15 protein-coding genes are annotated in these 17,770 nt (G+C 57.3%); 4 read left to right on the top strand and 11 right to left on the bottom strand.

Annotation, left to right across the window (positions count from 1 at the left end; all coding sequences use genetic code 11):
• Positions 1-175: 175 nt before the first annotated feature.
• From livG to H6973_13850, 4 genes are all read right to left on the bottom strand, one after another.
• Positions 176-985, bottom strand: a complete 810-nt coding sequence (livG, locus tag H6973_13865; GenBank protein MCP5126675.1) for a high-affinity branched-chain amino acid ABC transporter ATP-binding protein LivG — start codon at positions 983-985, stop codon at positions 176-178.
• A complete protein-coding gene (livM, locus tag H6973_13860; protein MCP5126674.1) occupies positions 982-2,247 on the bottom strand; it encodes a high-affinity branched-chain amino acid ABC transporter permease LivM in 1,266 nt (421 codons plus the stop codon). The genes livG and livM overlap by 4 nt, the downstream gene beginning before the upstream one ends.
• Entirely contained in the window at positions 2,244-3,161 is a 918-nt protein-coding gene (gene livH / locus H6973_13855) for a high-affinity branched-chain amino acid ABC transporter permease LivH (GenBank protein MCP5126673.1), read from the bottom strand. Before livH ends, livM begins: the two co-directional genes overlap by 4 nt.
• Positions 3,162-3,281: 120 nt before the next feature.
• Positions 3,282-4,403: a branched-chain amino acid ABC transporter substrate-binding protein gene (locus tag H6973_13850; protein MCP5126672.1), complete on the bottom strand. Its 1,122-nt coding sequence runs from the start codon at positions 4,401-4,403 to the stop codon at positions 3,282-3,284.
• A gap of 92 nt (positions 4,404-4,495) precedes the next feature.
• Here H6973_13850 and H6973_13845 point away from each other — a divergent pair, with 92 nt between their 5' ends.
• Together H6973_13845 and H6973_13840 are read left to right on the top strand one after the other, a co-directional pair.
• Positions 4,496-5,275 (top strand): hypothetical protein, encoded by a 780-nt coding sequence (locus H6973_13845; protein MCP5126671.1) that lies wholly within the window; start codon positions 4,496-4,498, stop codon positions 5,273-5,275.
• Positions 5,276-5,391: 116 nt separating this feature from the next.
• Positions 5,392-6,831 carry a Ppx/GppA family phosphatase gene (locus H6973_13840; GenBank protein MCP5126670.1) on the top strand — a complete coding sequence of 480 codons (1,440 nt, stop codon included), beginning with the start codon at positions 5,392-5,394 and terminating at the stop codon, positions 6,829-6,831.
• A gap of 13 nt (positions 6,832-6,844) precedes the next feature.
• On the opposite strand, the gene H6973_13835 is transcribed toward H6973_13840, so the two are convergent.
• The 6 genes from H6973_13835 to H6973_13810 all read right to left on the bottom strand — a co-directional run bounded on the left by H6973_13835 (position 6,845) and on the right by H6973_13810 (position 14,373).
• Positions 6,845-7,579, bottom strand: a complete 735-nt coding sequence (locus H6973_13835) for an amino acid ABC transporter ATP-binding protein (GenBank protein ID MCP5126669.1) — start codon at positions 7,577-7,579, stop codon at positions 6,845-6,847.
• Positions 7,572-8,540, bottom strand: coding sequence for an amino acid ABC transporter permease (locus H6973_13830; GenBank protein MCP5126668.1), 969 nt, complete (start codon positions 8,538-8,540; stop codon positions 7,572-7,574). The genes H6973_13835 and H6973_13830 overlap by 8 nt, the downstream gene beginning before the upstream one ends.
• 3 nt (positions 8,541-8,543) lie before the next feature.
• Positions 8,544-9,341, bottom strand: a complete 798-nt coding sequence (locus H6973_13825; GenBank protein ID MCP5126667.1) for a transporter substrate-binding domain-containing protein — start codon at positions 9,339-9,341, stop codon at positions 8,544-8,546.
• A 549-nt stretch (positions 9,342-9,890) separates the two neighbouring features.
• Complete coding sequence (locus H6973_13820) at positions 9,891-9,989, bottom strand: hypothetical protein (GenBank protein ID MCP5126666.1); 99 nt, start codon at positions 9,987-9,989, stop codon at positions 9,891-9,893.
• A gap of 62 nt (positions 9,990-10,051) precedes the next feature.
• Positions 10,052-12,232 (bottom strand): methylmalonyl-CoA mutase, encoded by a 2,181-nt coding sequence (gene scpA, locus H6973_13815; protein ID MCP5126665.1) that lies wholly within the window; start codon positions 12,230-12,232, stop codon positions 10,052-10,054.
• Positions 12,229-14,373 carry an acyl-CoA mutase large subunit family protein gene (locus tag H6973_13810; protein ID MCP5126664.1) on the bottom strand — a complete coding sequence of 715 codons (2,145 nt, stop codon included), beginning with the start codon at positions 14,371-14,373 and terminating at the stop codon, positions 12,229-12,231. The genes scpA and H6973_13810 overlap by 4 nt, the downstream gene beginning before the upstream one ends.
• Positions 14,374-14,596: 223 nt before the next feature.
• On the opposite strand from H6973_13810, the gene H6973_13805 reads away from it, so the two are divergent.
• Together H6973_13805 and H6973_13800 are read left to right on the top strand one after the other, a co-directional pair.
• A complete protein-coding gene (locus H6973_13805; protein MCP5126663.1) occupies positions 14,597-15,073 on the top strand; it encodes a VOC family protein in 477 nt (158 codons plus the stop codon).
• Positions 15,074-15,204: 131 nt separating this feature from the next.
• Positions 15,205-16,440, top strand: a complete 1,236-nt coding sequence (locus tag H6973_13800; GenBank protein MCP5126662.1) for a 6-phosphofructokinase — start codon at positions 15,205-15,207, stop codon at positions 16,438-16,440.
• A gap of 84 nt (positions 16,441-16,524) precedes the next feature.
• On the opposite strand, the gene H6973_13795 is transcribed toward H6973_13800, so the two are convergent.
• Complete coding sequence (locus tag H6973_13795) at positions 16,525-17,754, bottom strand: pyrophosphate--fructose-6-phosphate 1-phosphotransferase (GenBank protein ID MCP5126661.1); 1,230 nt, start codon at positions 17,752-17,754, stop codon at positions 16,525-16,527.
• Positions 17,755-17,770: the final 16 nt, after the last annotated feature.

The raw sequence follows: 17,770 nt of genomic DNA, 5'->3' as shown, positions 1-17,770 counted from the left end.
CGCCCCGTTGTCGCGGGCGCGAAGCATCCGCGACAACAAATAATTCTACAGTTCCGTGTATCATCCTACTCGGGGACTTATACTGCAAGACAGTAGTCAACTGGAGTTCTTAACGCTGGTTGACACGAGTGATCGATCATTCCGCAATGTGCGCTCCCGGTACGGCACGGCGTGTTCACTCTTCCCCCAGATATGCCTTGATCACTCGGGGATCAGTGCGGATTTGCTCGGGAACGCCGGTAGCAATAGGACGACCGTACTCCATGACCAGAATCTGGTCGGAAATGCCCATAACCAGGCTCATGTCATGCTCGATCAGCAGCACCGCCACATCATGTTCAGCGCGCAACTCATTGATTAGCCGATCCAGATCACGGGTTTCCTGCGGATTCAGGCCCGCCGCTGGCTCGTCCAGCATCAACAGCTTGGGTTGAGTGATCATGCAGCGGGCGATTTCCAGACGCCGCTGTTGCCCATAGGCCAGATTGCCCGCTTCCCGGTTGGCGACTGACAACAGGTTCACTTTCTCTAACCAGAACGCCGCTCGCTCTAGCGCCTTGGTTTCGGCGCGACGATACTTGGGGGTTTTAAACAAGCCCTGCAAAAAACCGGTTTCCAGTTGCGTATGCTGAGAAATCAGCAGGTTCTCTACCACGGTCATATTCTTAAATAAGCGCACGTTTTGAAAAGTGCGCACCAATCCCAGCCGGGCAATGCGATGACTGGGCAGGCTCTGAATGGAATGACCGTCGAGCAGCACGCTTCCTGAAGTGGGGCGGTAAAAGCCGCCGATGCAGTTGAAGACGGTCGTCTTACCCGCGCCATTGGGACCAAGGACTGCAAAAATCTGGCGGGGACGCACTTCGAAAGTGACCTTGTCCACGGCCAGCAATCCGCCGAAGCGCATACTCAACTCCCAGACTTGCAGCAGAGGACGATTCACCACCGCCGGGGTGGAAATAGTGCGAAAGGCACGTTTGCTCATGATGGCCCCTCCTTACGCACCGGCAATTCCAACCGAGGCCGGGTCGCGGGCAGTAAGCCCTGAGGTCGCCAAATCATCATCAGCACCAGCACCAGACCGAAAATCAACATACGGTATTCGGCGAATTGCCGGGCCATTTCCGGCAACGCCGTCAAGGCGATAGCGGCCAAAATCACACCAATCTGGGAACCCATGCCGCCTAGCACCACGATGGCCAGGACGATGGCCGATTCAATGAAGGTGAAGGATTCCGGGTTGATGAACCCCTGCCGGGCGGCGAAGAATGCCCCGGCGAAACCCGCTGTCGATGCGCCGAAACCGAAGGCGGACAGCTTGATAGTAGTCGGATTCAGGCCCAGCGAGCGGCAGGCGATCTCATCCTCTCGCAAGGCTTCCCAGGCTCGCCCCACCGGCATCCGAATTAACCGGTTGATCACGTACAGAATGAACAGGGTCATGACCAGCGCCACTAGATAAAGAAAAATCACGGTGTCGGCGCCGCTGTAGTCGAGGCCGAAGAACTGATGGAAAGTGGTTCCACCCTCAATGCTCGGGCGGCGGGCGAATTCCAGTCCGAACAGCGTCGGCTTGGGGATATTGCCGATCCCGTCGGGGCCACCGGTCAGTTCATCCAGATTGTTCAGCAGCAGGCGAATGATCTCGCCAAACCCCAGGGTGACGATGGCCAGGTAATCACCGCGCAGGCGCAAGACCGGGAAGCCCAGCAAGCAACCGGTCATCGCCGCCATGATCACGCACAACGGTAGACATTCCCAGAAGGACAGGCCGAAATGCATCGACAGCAACGCATAGCCGTAAGCGCCAACGGCGTAGAAAGCGACGTAGCCTAAATCCAGCAGCCCGGCAAAACCTACGACTACGTTCAAGCCCAGGCCCAGCATGACATAGATCAGCGCCAGCGTGGCGATGTCCACCGAACCCCGGGAAGCCGTGAAGGGCCAGATGGCGGCGGCAATGATCGCCAGGGCCAGTAACCCGAGAAAATATGCCTTTGGCAAATGTGTGGGTAGGGACAGGCGGTGAGTTATGTGAACCAGACTGGAGATTGCTTTTAGGGGAATCTGCAACAACCGCGCTACGAATACTGCAACCATGGCCAGCACGACCGGCCAGGGTTCGCCCTCCAGGGAGACGTTGATGCCCTCGACCTGAATTTGAATGCCCAGAATCGGCACCGTCAGCAGACCGGCCAGCAGGGCGACCAGCGCCGCCTCGGATAAATGTCGGGGCATCGGTTTCATACCTTCTCGATTTCGGGTTTGCCCAACAGGCCGGTGGGACGAAACAGCAGCACCAGCACCAGCAGACTGAAAGCGACTACATCTTTATATTCCGTGAGCAGATAGGCGGACGCGAAGCTTTCTGCTAACCCCAGGATCACTCCTCCCAACATTGCGCCGGGAATGCTGCCAATGCCGCCCAGTACGGCGGCGGTAAACGCCTTGATGCCGGCCTCAAAACCAATGAAGGGATTGATTTTGCCGATGTACAGGCTGATCAGCACGCCAGCCACCGCCGCCAGAGCAGCGCCCAGTACGAAAGTCAGGGAAATAACGCGGTTGGTATCGATCCCCAGTAGATTCGTCATTGTCAGGTCTTGGGAGCAGGCGCGGCAGGCGCGGCCCAGGCGCGAACGGGCGATGAACAGCGTTAGCGCGGTCATGAAGATCACCGTCACCACTGCGATCAGCACCTGCATGTAGGACAGATAGACCTGAAATCCATCTTCGGGACCGAACCGCCAACCGCCGCTGATCAGCGGTTGCATGGACAAATCCCGCGCACCCTGGCCGATTTGCACATAGTTCTGCAAAAAGATCGACATGCCGATGGCCGAGATTAGTGGTATCAGGCGGGGGCTGCCGCGCAGTGGACGGTAAGCGACCCGTTCGATGGTCCAACCATACGCGCTGGTGATCAGGATGCTAACCGCCAGCGTGAACAGCAGAATCAAAGGGACGTTTTCCACGCCGAATTGTACCGTGAGCGCGGTAATGGTAATCAACCCGATGTAAGCGCTGATCATATAAATTTCGCCGTGGGCGAAATTGATCATGCCAATGATACCGTACACCATGGTGTAGCCGATGGCGATCAGCGCATAGATGCTGCCCAAGGTCAGGCCGTTGATGATCTGCTGAGAGAATTCGAGCATGGGACAGAGGAATCAGGGATCAGAGGGACAGGGATCAGGGAGGCAGAGATCAGGGGGTAGTCTTCTTACCTGGAACCTGATCCCTGGAGCCTGGAATCTCTTTACCTGGAGATTGATGCCTTACTTCACCGGCGTCTTGGTCGCGTCGGCATGCCATTCGAAGACTACGAACTGGAATTCTTTCAGGTCGCCGTTTTCCTTAAAAGCGACCTTGCCGATCGGCGTATTAAAGCTGTGCTTATGGATATAGTCCGCCAGTTTGACCGGATCTTCGGTCTTCGCGCCTTTGATAGCGTCCGCAATAATTTGCACCGCTGAATAGGCGGGCATGACAAATGGGCCGCTGGGGTCCTGGTTTTTTTCCTTGAACGCTTTGACCAGATCCGCGTTAGCCGGGTCAGCGCTAAAATCGGCGGGCAGCGTGACCAGCAGTCCCTCCGAGGCCGGGCCGGCAATAGCGCTAATGTCCTTGTTGCCCACGCCTTCCGGCCCCATGAAACCGGCGTCAAACCCTTGTTCCCGGCATTGACGGAGAATCAGGCCCAGCTCCGGGTGATAGCCGCCGTAATAGACGAAATCGATGTTTTCGCTCTTCATCTTGGTGCAGAGCGCGGAGAAGTCGGTTTGCCCCTTGTTCACACCCTCGAACATCGCCACCTTGACGCCCTTGGCTTCAACTGTTTTCTTGACTTCCTCGGCAATCCCCTGGCCGTACTGTTGTTTGTCATGGATCACCGCCATCTGTTTGGGCTTGATCTGATCAGCAATGTAGTTGCCCGCGGTTGGACCCTGCTGGTCATCGGTGCCGATCGTGCGGAACACCATCTTGTAGCCCTGTTGGGTAATGGCCGGGTTAGTGGCCGCGGGGGTGATCATCAAAATGCCTTCGTCTTCATAGATCTTGGAAGCTGGCTGGGTGGAGCCGGAACATAAATGGCCAACCACGTACTTGATCTTGTCATTGACGATCTGGTTAGCAACGGCAACCGCTTGCTTGGGTTCGCAGACATCGTCGATGAGTACAGCCTTCAGTTGCTTGCCGTTGACGCCGCCCTTGGCGTTGAGCTGTTCGACCGCCATCTGGGCGCCCATCATTTGCATGTCGCCGTACTGGGCGACGGGACCAGTGATCGGACCGGCCACGGCGATCTTGATGGCATCTTTGGCCTGGGCCATGCCGCCCAGACCCAAGAGGATTGCACTGATCGCAGCGCTCAGGACATGACGATTGAAGCTGTTCATAAGAGTTTTCTCCTCGTGAAAGTGGGTTGCGAATTTATAATAATGGACGAAATTTGCCGCAAGTGGGTATTCAACCGCAAGAATAAATTTCCATGTGGAAGAGCGAAGTTTCCTTCAAGCCCCGTGAACAAGCGCGCTGGCTGGCCTGGCGGTTACGGAATACCTTATGCTGGTCGCTGCCCGTTTGGCGCCGGCCACGCGCGCTAGCGTCGCTGTTGAACACCCTACCGTCTACGGTACGCCTGGTCGCCGATGCGCTGGCGGCCCGCTATGACCTGAAAGGTTGGGAACGGGCCTGTGATGCGCAGGGGTTTCGGGAGAGTCTGTATGTGCTGGATGTGCTGGATCGCTATGCCGGTTCGCCGAATGCGATGCGGCCCGGACTGGACATCGGCTGCAAAAACGGTTGTTATCTACCGGGTTTGCAGGCTTGGTCGGGCGGTCCCTGGGATGGCGTGGAACTGGACGCCCATCGCCGCTACTGGACGCTGACCACGCGCCGCGCCCACGGCGAATGGGTCGCCCACGCCCTGCCCGAATGCCGGTATCTGGCGGGTAATTTACTTGATCTGCATGGCGGCTATAGCTTTATCACCTGGTTCCTGCCCTTTCTCCATGCCGCGCCATTGCGGATCTGGGGCCTACCTGACCGATTCCTGATGCCGCGCCGCCTGCTGGATCACGCTTGGACTTTATTGGCGCCGGGAGGACGCCTATTGGTCATCAATCAAGGCGAGAGCGAAGTTGAACGGCAGGCTGAACTGTTTGAACAGGCTGGGATCGTTGCCCGCGCCCTCGGACGCATTGAGAGTCCGCTATCGCCGTTCCAGCGCCCGCGCTACGGTTTTATGGCCTGTCGTCCGTATACCTGATTGGACTATTCTGGTGATATTCTTGAAGCAGACTTAAAACTTAAAACTCAAGAAAGGATGAACCTGTGTCTTCCGATATTGTCGCTGCGATTGACCTTGGTTCCAACAGCTTTCACATGATCGTCGCCCGGATCAACAATGGTCAGGTGCAAATCCTGGATCGGTTACGAGAAATGGTGCAGTTGGCGGCAGGACTGGACAGCCGTAACCGGTTGTCCGAAGAATCGCAATTACGCGCCCTGGATTGTCTCGCGCGTTTTGGGCAGCGCTTGCGGCAGATTCCGCCCGAGCAATTGCGCGTCGTTGGCACCAATACCTTGCGTCAAGCGCGCAACAGCGTCGTGTTTCTGACTCGGGCTGAGGCAGTCCTCGGACACAGCATTGAAACCATCAGCGGTCAGGAAGAAGCGCGTCTGATCTATCTGGGCGTTGTGCACAACGTTGCTGACGTTCCAGGCCAGCGCCTGGTGGTGGATATTGGCGGTGGCAGCACCGAATTGATTCTTGGCAGGAAATTTGATTCCCATCACCTGACCAGTTTGAAAATGGGTTGCGTCAGTCTGAGTCGCGCCTGCTTCGATAAAGGACGAGTCACCGAGTCGCGAATGCGCGAGGCGGAGTTGCTGGTGCAATTGAAGTTGGAGCCGGTGTGCGAAGAATTCCGCGATCAGGGCTGGCAAGTCGCAACCGGTGCATCAGGGACGATCAAGGCGATCCAGGAGGTTGTGAAAAAAGAAAGCTGGAGCCATGAAGGCATCACCCTGGAATCATTACGGCGTTTGCGCGCCGCCTTGCTGGAAACCGGTCGAGTTGAGACCCTGTCTGCCCGCTGGCAACTAGAGCCAGCTCGCGCCCAAGTCTTCGCCGGCGGGTTCGTGGTGTTGCATGGATTATGCGAAGCGCTGGGTGTAGAACGCCTGGAAGTGTCCGAAGGGGCGTTGCGGGAAGGAGTGATTTACGATCTGTTGGGTCGTATTCGCCATGAGGACGTGCGGGATCGCACCATCGCCACGGTGATCGACCGCTACGGTCTCGACAAGGCGCAGTCTGAACGGGTGAGCGCAACAGCGTGGATATTGCTAAATCAAGTGCGAGACGCCTGGCGCCTGACCGGGGAAGAGTTGGCGCATAATCTGGAATGGGCCGCCCGTTTGCACGAGACTGGCTTGCTGTTGACGCATGACCAATATCATAAGCATGGCGCTTATATTCTGGAGCATGCGGATCTGCCCGGCTTTTCCCGCAGTGATCAAGTGGTGCTGGCTACACTGGTGCGTCGCCACCGGCGGGGATTTCCCGCAAAAGCGTTTGAACACTTGCCTAGAGAGTTCGCTCCGCTGGCTCAACGGTTATGTGTGTTGCTGCGCCTGGCTGTGGTATTGCACCGGGGCCGCAGCCGCCATGCGTTGCCCCTGTTGAACCTGCAGGTCGATCGGCAACGGCTGGAGCTGCATTTTCCCGAGAAATGGCTCGATGCCAATCCCCTGACCCGAGCCGATCTGAGCAGCGAGGCGCACTATTTGAAAAAGGCCGGGTTTCGGCTGGAGTTTGGCTGAACGGGCAACGATGCTATAGAACCTGCTTCAAAAACGTCTGCGCCCGTGGTTCCCGGGGAGCAGTGAAAAATTCCGCCGGCGGAGCGTCTTCCAGCACCTTGCCGGCATCCATGAACAACACCCGTTGCGCCACCTCGCGGGCAAAGCCCATTTCGTGGGTCACCACCGCCATGGTCATGCCTTCGCTGGCCAGTTGCTTCATCACATCCAGCACTTCGCCCACCATTTCCGGGTCCAGGGCGCTGGTCGGCTCGTCAAACAGCATGACCTTGGGGTCCATGGCTAGGGCGCGGGCAATGGCCACCCGTTGTTGCTGGCCCCCGGACAGGCGGGACGGGTATTCACTGGCTTTCTCGGCGATACCGACTTTGGTCAGCAAGGCCATCGCCTTATCCTGGGCCTCCGCCGCCTTGCGTTTGCGCACCACCCGCTGCGCCAGGGTCACATTTTCCAGCACCGTCTTATGCGGAAACAGATTGAAGTGTTGGAACACCATTCCGACCTCGCGGCGCACTGCGTTCAGGTTGGTGGCGCTGCTGGCAATGTCAATGCCGTCGATGATCACCTGACCGTCGTCAAATTCCTCCAGACCGTTCAGACAGCGTAGAAACGTCGATTTGCCCGAACCGGACGGGCCAATGACCACCACGACTTCGCCCCTGGCGACCTGAGTCGTTACGTTATCCACCGCGCGCACCACCTGGCCGCGACCCTCGAAGACCTTGATGAGGTTTCTAACTTCAATCACTGCGGGCAAACCTCCGCTCCAGCCAGAAGAGCAGTTGCGATAAAACCGAGGTCACCAGCAGATAGAGCAGGGCGACCGTGAACCAGATTTCAAACGTGGCAAAGCTGGAGGTAATAATCTCCCGTCCGCTCTTGGTCAGATCGGTAATAGCAATGACCGACACCAGCGAAGAATCCTTGATCAGACTGATGAACTGTCCAGCCAGCGGCGGCAGCACTCGTTTAAAGGCTTGCGGCAGCACAATATGGATCATGTTATCAGCGGCGCTCATGCCCAGCGAACGAGCCGCCTCGGTTTGTCCCTTGGGAATGGATTGAATCCCGGCGCGAATGATTTCAGCGGTATATGCGCCCACAAAGAGAGCTAACGCGCCAATGCCGGCGACAGTCCGGTCGAGATCAAGCACCGTGCCGATGAAAAAGTAGAAAATAAAGATTTGCACTAGCAAGGGTGTGCCGCGAATCAACTCGATATAAAGTACGGCTAACCCATTCACCGCCGGGTTTTTCGAGATGCGGCACAGTCCAGTGATCAGGCCGATGATCAGGCCGATGAAACCGGAAACGAAGGAAATCCAGATCGTGACCCATAAGCCCTTGGTCAACGGTCCGACCTGCCAGTGCCGGGTTGCTCCGATGTCATCGTTTTTCTCGACCTGATCGCCCACTGCCACTTGCAGGGTGTCGGTTTCTACCGTAAGGATTGCGGGCGAACCATCGCCATCCGGGACAATTTCCACGCGACTGTTCGTGTCATCGGGACTAATTTTGGCTACTTTTCCGGAAAACGGCGCGGTTTCCGGCGCTTCATCGTAGTAGGCGAAATATTGCGGAACCCGCTCCCAGCGCCATTCGTAGTTCACCTGCTTGGTGGCGAACCACAGGCCAAAAGCGAATCCCGCCAGAATAAGCGCCAGCAGCCCATGCCAGGGCCACTGGGCGGAACGTCGTTTAAGCGGCACGGCTTACTGCACTTCTTTTAACCAGTCGGTGCTCTTAAACCACTTTTTATGCAGTTTGGCATAGGCGCCATCCTTTTTGATTTTAGCCAGGAAGCCATTAATCGCCTTGAGAAATTCCGGATCGCCCTGAGCAATAGCCCAGCCAATCGGTTCCTTGGTAAACGGCTCATCGAGGAAGACCAGTCGGCCCTCGCCGCGTTGCACGTTGGCGACCAGATTGTAGGGAGAGTCATAGATAAAAGCGTCGACTTTGCCGTTAACGGTTTCCATCACGCCTTCCGCCTCGGTTTCATAGGAGAAGTATTGAGCGTTGGGAATATATTTTTTAGCGGCGATCTCACCGGTCGTACCCAGCTTGGAGGCGATCTTGTATTTCTTGTTATTCAAATCCTTATAGGATTTAACCTTGTCAGCCAACTCCTTGTGCAGCAACACCGTCTGACCGATCAGCATATACGGTTCAGAAAAGTCCACCGTCTTGGCGCGTTCCTCGGTAATGGTCATGCCGCTCATGATGATGTCGCATTTATTGGTGATCAGCGCCGGAATGATGCCATCCCAGGCGGTGCTCACCAGCTCCAGCTTGGCGGCGCCCAGTTCCTTGGCCATCAATTCGGCTAGGTCAGGATCGAAGCCGATGATTTTTCCCCGTTTATTGGTTATCTCGAACGGCATGTAAGCTGGTTCCAGGCAGACTCGCAGGCCGTCTTTTTTAATTTGTTCCAACTTGCCAGCCCAGGCGGGCGACAGGTTCAGGCCGAACATCACCAGTACGGCAAGCGCAACCAGGCGGGTTTTCATGCAAAGGTTCTCCTTTAGGGAAGCGGATAAAGGCCGTTTATATCGAAGCGGTGGGATAGAAATTCAATGCTGTTTTTTATGATAGTACAATTTCACTTCTGTTAAGGAATTCGAGGTAGCCGTTCAGTCCCATACGCGCCGACTTAATGGGATAAGATATTGAAAACACGTCCACCAATCCAAAACCATGTAACTACATCGCTGTCGAATATGCCGAGAGCATGATAAGCTGATGTAATTCTTATCGACCAGATGTTTTCTTGTCGATTAATACACTTGAAGTGTAAGGAAGGATGAAAGGGATTTTTTGACCACAGCCGGTAAGCTTTGCGTGCGTTAATCTTGGTGTCTTGTTCCAGATTTCTATATGTATCATATGTGATATGATAATAACTCTGGCGTTTATTCATAATGCAGCATACTTGAGGTTTAATTGGAAGATTTTGAAAGTTGCCGTTATGACCACATGTTAAATGACAGTCGAAACACAAGTCCAAATAGTTGGAAAGATCACTTCGATTTCTTGTATAGTGTCGTTGAATTTTGTAATCATTTCGGACTCTGTCTAAAGTTCCAGCCTCTACGCGGTCCATTCTGTGGACATATTGTTGATCTGTGTCCCAATTTACCGCATATATAACATGTCATAGATTTTCCTCCAAATAGTCAAGCAGGGCAGGCACCACCCACCCTGCTCTTTCCTCATCCGATCACGCCGCCAGGCGCTCGTTGAGTTCCACCAGCACTTTCTGGGCAGCGACCGGCACCACCGTGCCGGGGCCAAAGATCGCCGCCGCGCCATTAGCCTTGAGGTACTCATAGTCCTGGGCGGGAATCACGCCACCGGCGACGACCATGATGTCCTCGCGGCCCAGTTTCTTAAGTTCCGCAATCAGTTGCGGCAACAGGGTCTTATGACCGGCGGCCAGCGAACTCATACCGATGACATGCACGTCGTTCTCCACCGCCTGCCGGGCGACTTCTTCCGGGGTCTGGAACAGCGCGCCGATGTCCACGTCGAAACCGAGATCGGCAAACGCGGTGGCAATCACCTTCGCGCCCCGGTCGTGGCCGTCCTGACCGAGCTTGGCGACCAGAATCCGGGGCCGGCGGCCTTCGCGTTGCTCGAAGTCGTCGGCCATCTTGCGCACCGTGGCGATTTCCTCGGCGTCGCCGAACTCGCTGCTGTACACCCCGGAAATCGCGCGGATGATGGCTTTGTGCCGGCCAAACACTTTCTCCATCGCGTCGGAAATTTCGCCCAGTGACGCACGGGCGCGGGCGGCTTCCACCGCCTTCTCCAACAAATTGCCGGAACCGGCACTGGCTGCGTCGGTAATCGCGTTCAGGCAGGCTTTGACTTTGGCTTCATCACGCTGGGCGCGCAGCTTCTGTAACCGCTGCACCTGCGATTCACGCACCGCGGTATTGTCGATGCTGAGGATTTCCAGCGGGTCTTCCTTGGGCAACCGATACTTGTTGACGCCGACGATGGTCTCCTTGCCGGAGTCGATATGCGCCTGTTTCCGCGCCGCCGCTTCTTCAATGCGCATCTTGGGCAGGCCGGTTTCAATGGCCTTGGTCATGCCGCCCAGGCTTTCCACTTCCTGAATGTGGCCCCAGGCGCGCTTGACCAGTTCGTTCGTCAGGGCTTCGACATAGTACGAGCCGCCCCACGGGTCGAGCACCTTGCAAATCGCCGTTTCATCTTGCAGATACAACTGGGTGTTGCGGGCAATGCGCGCCGAGAAGTCGGTCGGTAGGGCGATGGCTTCGTCCAGGGCGTTGGTGTGTAGCGACTGGGTGTGGCCCAGCGCCGCCGCCAGCGCTTCCACACAGGTGCGGGCGACGTTGTTGAACGGGTCCTGTTCGGTCAGGCTCCAGCCAGAGGTCTGGCTGTGGGTGCGCAGAGCCATCGACTTGTCGTTTTTCGGGTTGAACTGCTTGATGATCTTGGCCCACAGTAGCCGCCCGGCGCGCATCTTGGCCACTTCCATAAAGTAGTTCATGCCAATCGCCCAGAAGAACGACAGGCGCGGGGCGAAGGTGTCAATATCCATCCCGGCTTTGACGCCGGTGCGGACATATTCCAGACCGTCGGCCAGCGTATAGCCCAGTTCCAGATCAGCAGTCGCTCCGGCTTCCTGCATGTGATAGCCGGAAATCGAGATGCTGTTGAACTTAGGCATCTCCTTGGACGTGTAGGCGAAAATGTCGCCAATGATGCGGATCGACGGGTCGGGCGGGTAAATGTAGGTGTTACGCACCATGTACTCTTTCAGAATGTCGTTCTGAATGGTGCCGGTGAGCTTGTCATGGGGTACACCCTGTTCTTCTGCCGCGACGATGTAGAAGGCCATCACCGGCAGCACCGCGCCGTTCATGGTCATCGACACCGACATCTGATCCAGCGGGATGCCGCCAAACAGGATTTCCATGTCGAGCAGCGAGTCAATCGCGACGCCCGCTTTGCCGACATCGCCCACCACGCGCGGATGATCCGAGTCGTAGCCGCGATGGGTAGCTAGATCGAACGCAATGGATAGACCTTTCTGCCCAGCGGCCAGGTTGCGCCGATAGAAGGCGTTGGACTCTTCGGCGGTGGAGAATCCGGCGTACTGGCGCACCGTCCACGGCTGGGTCACGTACATAGCCGGGTAGGGGCCGCGCAGGAACGGCGGCACCCCGGCCACATAGCCCAGGTGTTTCAGATCCTGAATGTCATTCCGCGTGTACAGCGGGTTGACATCAATCTGCTCCATCGTCGCGGAGACCCACTGCTCCAGCGTCTTGCCGGTCGTTTTCTCCACCATCGCCTTCCACTCGGCGAAGCTCGGTTTGGGGAAGTCCAGGCCGTAGGCCATAGACGTGAAATCCGGTGTTTGGCTCATTGGGCAACCCCCATTTTCTTTTGCAGCATAGTCAACAGCGCCAGGCAGTTAGCGTTCAGGTGGATAAAATCATCGACGCCGGCGGCCTTGAAGGCTTCAACATGATCCGCCGGATAGCCGGCCAGCAATACGGTCAGGCCGGGACTGGCCTGTTTGAGTTTTTGCACCAGCGGCGGGACGATGTCAGGATAGGTAGGATCGGTGGAGCAGATCACCACCGCCTTGGCGCCCGAGGCTAGCGCTGCATCCGCCGCTTCCTCTGGCGTCTGGAAACCGGATGGATAAACCGTCTCAAAGCCGCCTACGCCCAGGAACGCTGTGCTGAAGTCGGCGCGCCCCTTGTGCTGGGTCAACGGCCCCATGTTAGCGAGAAACGCCACGGGCCGCTGACCGGTGCGGGCGATATAGGTTTCCGCCGCTTGCCGCAGGGCCTCAAAGGCTTGCGCGCCGCGATGGGCATGCACGGGATTGATCGTCGGGCCTGCTTTAGCGCCAGTGCGCGCGGCTTGGGCAATTTCGCCGAGGCTCGCACCGGTTAACGCCGCCTGAATCGCGGCATCAACGCTGTTCGTTCCCGCCTTGGCCAGCGCATCCAGCGCGGCCTGCTTCTGTTCGGCGTTCGCCGCCGCCCGGAATTGATTGAGCGCCGTCGTGCGTTCCGTCTGGATCGCCCACGCATCCACCAGCGCCGGTTCAATCCGATTTTCCTTCAGGTTCGGATACATGTTGGTGCCAACGAAAATATCCTTGCGTTTGGCAATATTGGCGGCGCGCTTCGCCGCAGTGTCAGCGATTTGCGCCTGTGGCCAGCCCGCTTGCAGGGCTTGCGCCACGCCGCCTTGCTTCTCGATTTCCTGGAAGATCGCCCAGGTCTGACGGGCCACCGTGTCGGTCAGGGTTTCGACATACCAGGAGCCACCGGCGGGATCGACAGTCTTGGTGATGTGGGTCTCTTCGCGCAACACAGTATGGGTGTTGCGGGCGACGCGCCGGGAGAAATCGTCCGGGATGCGCACCAATTCATCGAACGGTGAAATGTGCAGACTGTCGCAACCGCCGACTACGGCCGAGAAGGCTTCGGTGGTGCCGCGCAACAGATTGACGTGCGGGTCATAGAGCGTCTGGTTCCAGGCCGAAGTACGGGCGTGGATGCGCATCTTCTGCGACTCGGCGTTACCGCCGAAGGCTTGCACGATCTTGGCCCACAGCCCTCGCGCGGCGCGCAACCTGGCGATTTCCATGAAGAAATTAGCGCCAATCGACAACGAAAAGCGGAAGCGCGGCGCAGCGTCGTCGACACTCAACCCCCGCGCCTGCATGGCGCGCAGATAGTCGACCGCGGTCGCCAGGGCCAGCGCCAGTTCCTGCGTCGTGCTGGCGCCGCCATTGTGATAGGGACTGCCCTGGACGGTAATGGTTTGCAACTGCGGGGCGTTCACGTTAGCCCACGCCACCAGTTGCGCCATCACGTCGTAAATGCCCTCCAGATCGCGGGGCAACCGGCCATCACGCGCCAGCTGGCCCAGCGGATCCATGCCGATCGCGCCGCGCACCTTGGCCAGCGACTGTCCCTGCTTTTTCACCAACGCCGCCAGCAGCGCCGTGAAGGTCAGGGCGCTGGTGCTGGCCTGGATGTAAATCGGCGTGTTCTCCAGATCAACGCCCTCCAGCGCCTGAGCGAGATCGGCGACGCTGGAAATCGACAGGCCGCTTTTTCCGACGTCTTCCGCATCGGCCTGATCCGCGTCGACACCAGCCAGCGTCGGGCGGTCGAGCACCAGGTTCACCGCATTCTGGCCGCGCTCCAAATCGGCGCGCAAGGCCGCATTGAAAGCGGCGGGCGTTCCGCAGGCAATTTCCTGTGCGACATCCCAGCTACCGGTCACATAACCGAGCGGGGCTGCGCCGCGCACGTAGGGAGCGAAGCCGGGCAAACTGTCCAGTTGCGGCAGTCCGGCGATATCCTCTTGCCGGTACATTGGCTGTAAGTCGATGTTTTCGTATGTTTTTGTAACCAGCCGCTTCTCAAAGGGCGCACCTTTAAGGAATTTATCAACGACTTTGCGCCATTCCTCGTAAGGAGTCGGGGCGAACTCGTCGAAGGTGGGAGCGGGCAGATCCGCGGTTTGTGGGTTTGACATGCACATCCTCCAGTGGGATCGAAACACGTTGGTTGGACGATAATCCAAGAGTATAACCGAAGATGACCTGAATGCCCGTGGATGATGGCGACCGCGCACAGCCCTGGGTTGCAATCGGCGGGTTGAATGACATACTCAAAGGGTGATCGCCCCTCACTCTTCGTCTTATTCTCAGGGGGAGAGGGAAGATAACGACGCCAACTATCAATTTCAGGAGGTTTTTGTGTCCGATAGACCCTTTAAAGTGCTGGGCATCCAGCAGATCGCCATCGGCGGTTTGGACAAGAGCAAGCTGAGCCGGCTGTGGATTGACACCCTCGGCTTGACCCTGACCGGTAATTTCCGCAGCGAGCGGGAAAATGTCGATGAGGATATCGCCGCCATCGGTTCCGGCCCGTTCAAGGTTGAGGTCGATCTGATGCAGCCGATTGATCCCGGTAAAGCCCCCAAGGTGCATGAGCCGCAACTGAATCACATTGGCTTGTGGATCGATAATCTAGCGGCGGCGGTGGAATGGCTGACCAGCAAAGGAATGCGGTTTACCCCAGGCGGTATCCGTAAGGGCGCAGCGGGTTACGATGTCTGCTTCCTGCATCCCAAGGGCAATGAGGCTACGCCTCTGAGCGGTGAAGGCGTGCTGATTGAACTGATCCAGGCGCCGCCGGAAGTGATCGAGGCGTTCGCCAAGGTCCAGGCTTGAGCAATTAGTTATTTTTTATAGTGGGCGTCTGCGGGGTTCTAGTCAGACGCTCAAAGGCTTATCTATAGCTTAAAGACCTGTTCCTGAATAATAATGGCGATTCCAATCACAGTGTTGGGGAGTGTATTTTAATGAGTCGGCTGCGCGGAAGAGTGGTCATCGCCCAAGGGGGCGGTCCTACAGCAGTGATCAATCAGAGCTTGGTCGGGGCCGTTCTGGAATCCCGGAAGTTTCCCGAGATTACCGATGTCTGGGGCGCGCTGCACGGAGTGCGCGGCATCATCAATGAAACCTTCGTGAACTTGTCTGAGGCGACCACACATAATCTGGAGCGGGTCGCGCAAACGCCGTCCTCAGCGCTTGGCTCTACCCGTGATAAGCCGGATGCGGAATATTGCCATCGTATTTTCAATGTTTTCAAGAAGCACGATGTTCGCTATTTTTTCTACATCGGCGGCAATGATTCGTCTGACACGGTGCGCATTGTGAATGAACAAGCGGGCCAGGAAGGCTACGAGTTGCGAACCATTCATATCCCCAAAACGGTCGATAACGATTTACCGATCACGGACCACTGTCCCGGTTATCCCTCCGCCGCGCGTTTTGTGGCGTGCGCGATTAGTGGCGTGAATGCTGATATTAGGGCGCTATCCGGTGTTTACATCGCAGTTATTATGGGGCGTCATGCGGGCTGGTTGACAGCGGCGGCGGCTCTGGCCCGTAAACATGACGATGACGGTCCGCACTTAATCTATGTGCCGGAGCGGCAGTTTTCCATCGATCGCTATCTGGACGATATCGACCGGGTGTATAAGCAACATGGCCGCTGCCTTGTGGCGCTTTCGGAAGGCGTGTGGGCGACCTGGGACGAGCGAGGTCAGGAAGTGCCGCTGGCGGCCGATCTAATGCGCAAGGCGGGTCGCCAACCAGAGGTCGATGCGCATGGCAATATCCAGTTGTCCGGCGGGGCGTTGGCTGATGAATTGGCTGATATCGTGCAAAAGCGAATGGGCATCCGGCGAGTGCGTGCGGATACCTTCGGCTATTTGCAACGCTCTTTCCCCGGCGTGGTGTCCAGCGTCGACGCCCGCGAGGCGCGTGAGGTCGGGGAGAAAGCCGCGCATTACGCCTGTCGGCATAATGTGGACGGCTCAGTGGTCATCAAGCGCACGGGCGACTATGCGGTGAAGTACGAACTGGCGCGTCTGGCGGACATTGCGGCCAAGACCCGTCATTTGCCGGATGAGTATATTAATACCGAGAGCAATCAGGTGACCGATGCTTTTCACAGCTACCTGCGGCCATTGCTGGGCGACGATCTGCCCTGTCTGGAGCGGTTATGGGCGCCAGTCGCCCGGGTCGGATAGCTGAAACAGCCTGATAACCCTTCTTCCACCCTCCCACCAGGGGAGGGTGGCTATGATTAAGTCAAGCTGAATGTGCCTTGGCGCTTAGTGGCTGACCGCCACTTTTTTGCCCTTTGGTTGGCCAATGGCGGCCAGCATTTCGGTGAACCATGGCGTATCGATATCGAAGGGTTTGCCGCCCTTGATGCGCGGGAACTCGATAGCGCGCAAGACGCCGTTGCGATCTTCGTCATGGCCGATCACGCCGGGTTCGCGACGCATGGCGCATTCAACCGCCATATCGACGCAGGACTTGATCAGACGCAGATCCTCACTATTAGCCGCGGAAGCGCGCGCGAAATAGCCGGATTTCTGGATTAGGGTTTTTTCCGAGCCGATCATATGGGCGAATTGCTCGCCAAACCATTTGCCGGGGTTGACGGCGTCAAGCTTGATGTGCCCGAACGCGTCGCGGGGGACTTCCTGCCCCTGGGCCTGTAGTTCAGCTACGATAGCCTCTACGCCTGCGCCTTCCGACACAAAGATGTTGATGTCGTCTACCTTGTCCATCAAAGCGTGCAGGCGTTGGGCCTCGGCGGCGATGTCGATTTCCATCTCGGGGACGAAAACAGCGTGAATATCGAAGGCTGAGCGATCAAGTCCAATAGCGGGTAGCCATCCAGCATGATCGAGCATCTTGCGATATTCCAGTGCGGTGGCGGCGGTGAGCCAGCCGCAGTTGCGACCCATGACTTCGTGAACGATCAACATGCGTGGGTTGGCGTTGTTCTCCGCGACGACGTTTTTGAAGTAGCGAGCGCCCTGTTCAGCGGCGGTCCAGGCGCCCAGCGATTGCTTGATCGGGTAGACGTCGTTGTCGACGGTCTTGGGCAATCCGATAACGGTGAGGCCGTAGTCGTGTTTGGCCAAGAAGGCCGCAAGATCGGCGGCGGCGGTATTGGTGTCGTCGCCACCAATGGTGTGTAGCACGTCGACGCTGTCCTTAATGAGCTGGTCGGCAGCGACTTTCTGTGGGTCCTCGCCTTCCTTGATCAAACCGCGCTTTACACAGTCCTTGACATTGGTGAGCTTGACCCGACTGTTGCCGATGGGCGATCCGCCAAAGCCGTGTAGCAACCGGGCTTTTTCGCGGATTTCCGGAGTGACTTGGTAAGAGTCACCCAGCAGGAGTCCCTTGTAACCGCTGCGATAGCAGATGATGTCGATGGTGGGGTCGACCTCGGTGTAGCGTTCGATAAGGCCGCCAACGGCTGAACTCAGACAGGGGGCGAGACCGCCCGCGGTAAGGATGGCGACTTTTCTGGGTTTGTTCATAAGAATAATGGCCTCG

This window comes from Gammaproteobacteria bacterium (assembly GCA_024235095.1).
GTDB lineage: Bacteria > Pseudomonadota > Gammaproteobacteria > Competibacterales > Competibacteraceae > UBA2383.
Note: the sequence above shows the minus strand (reverse complement) of the source record. Positions and strands in the feature narration are given on the sequence as shown.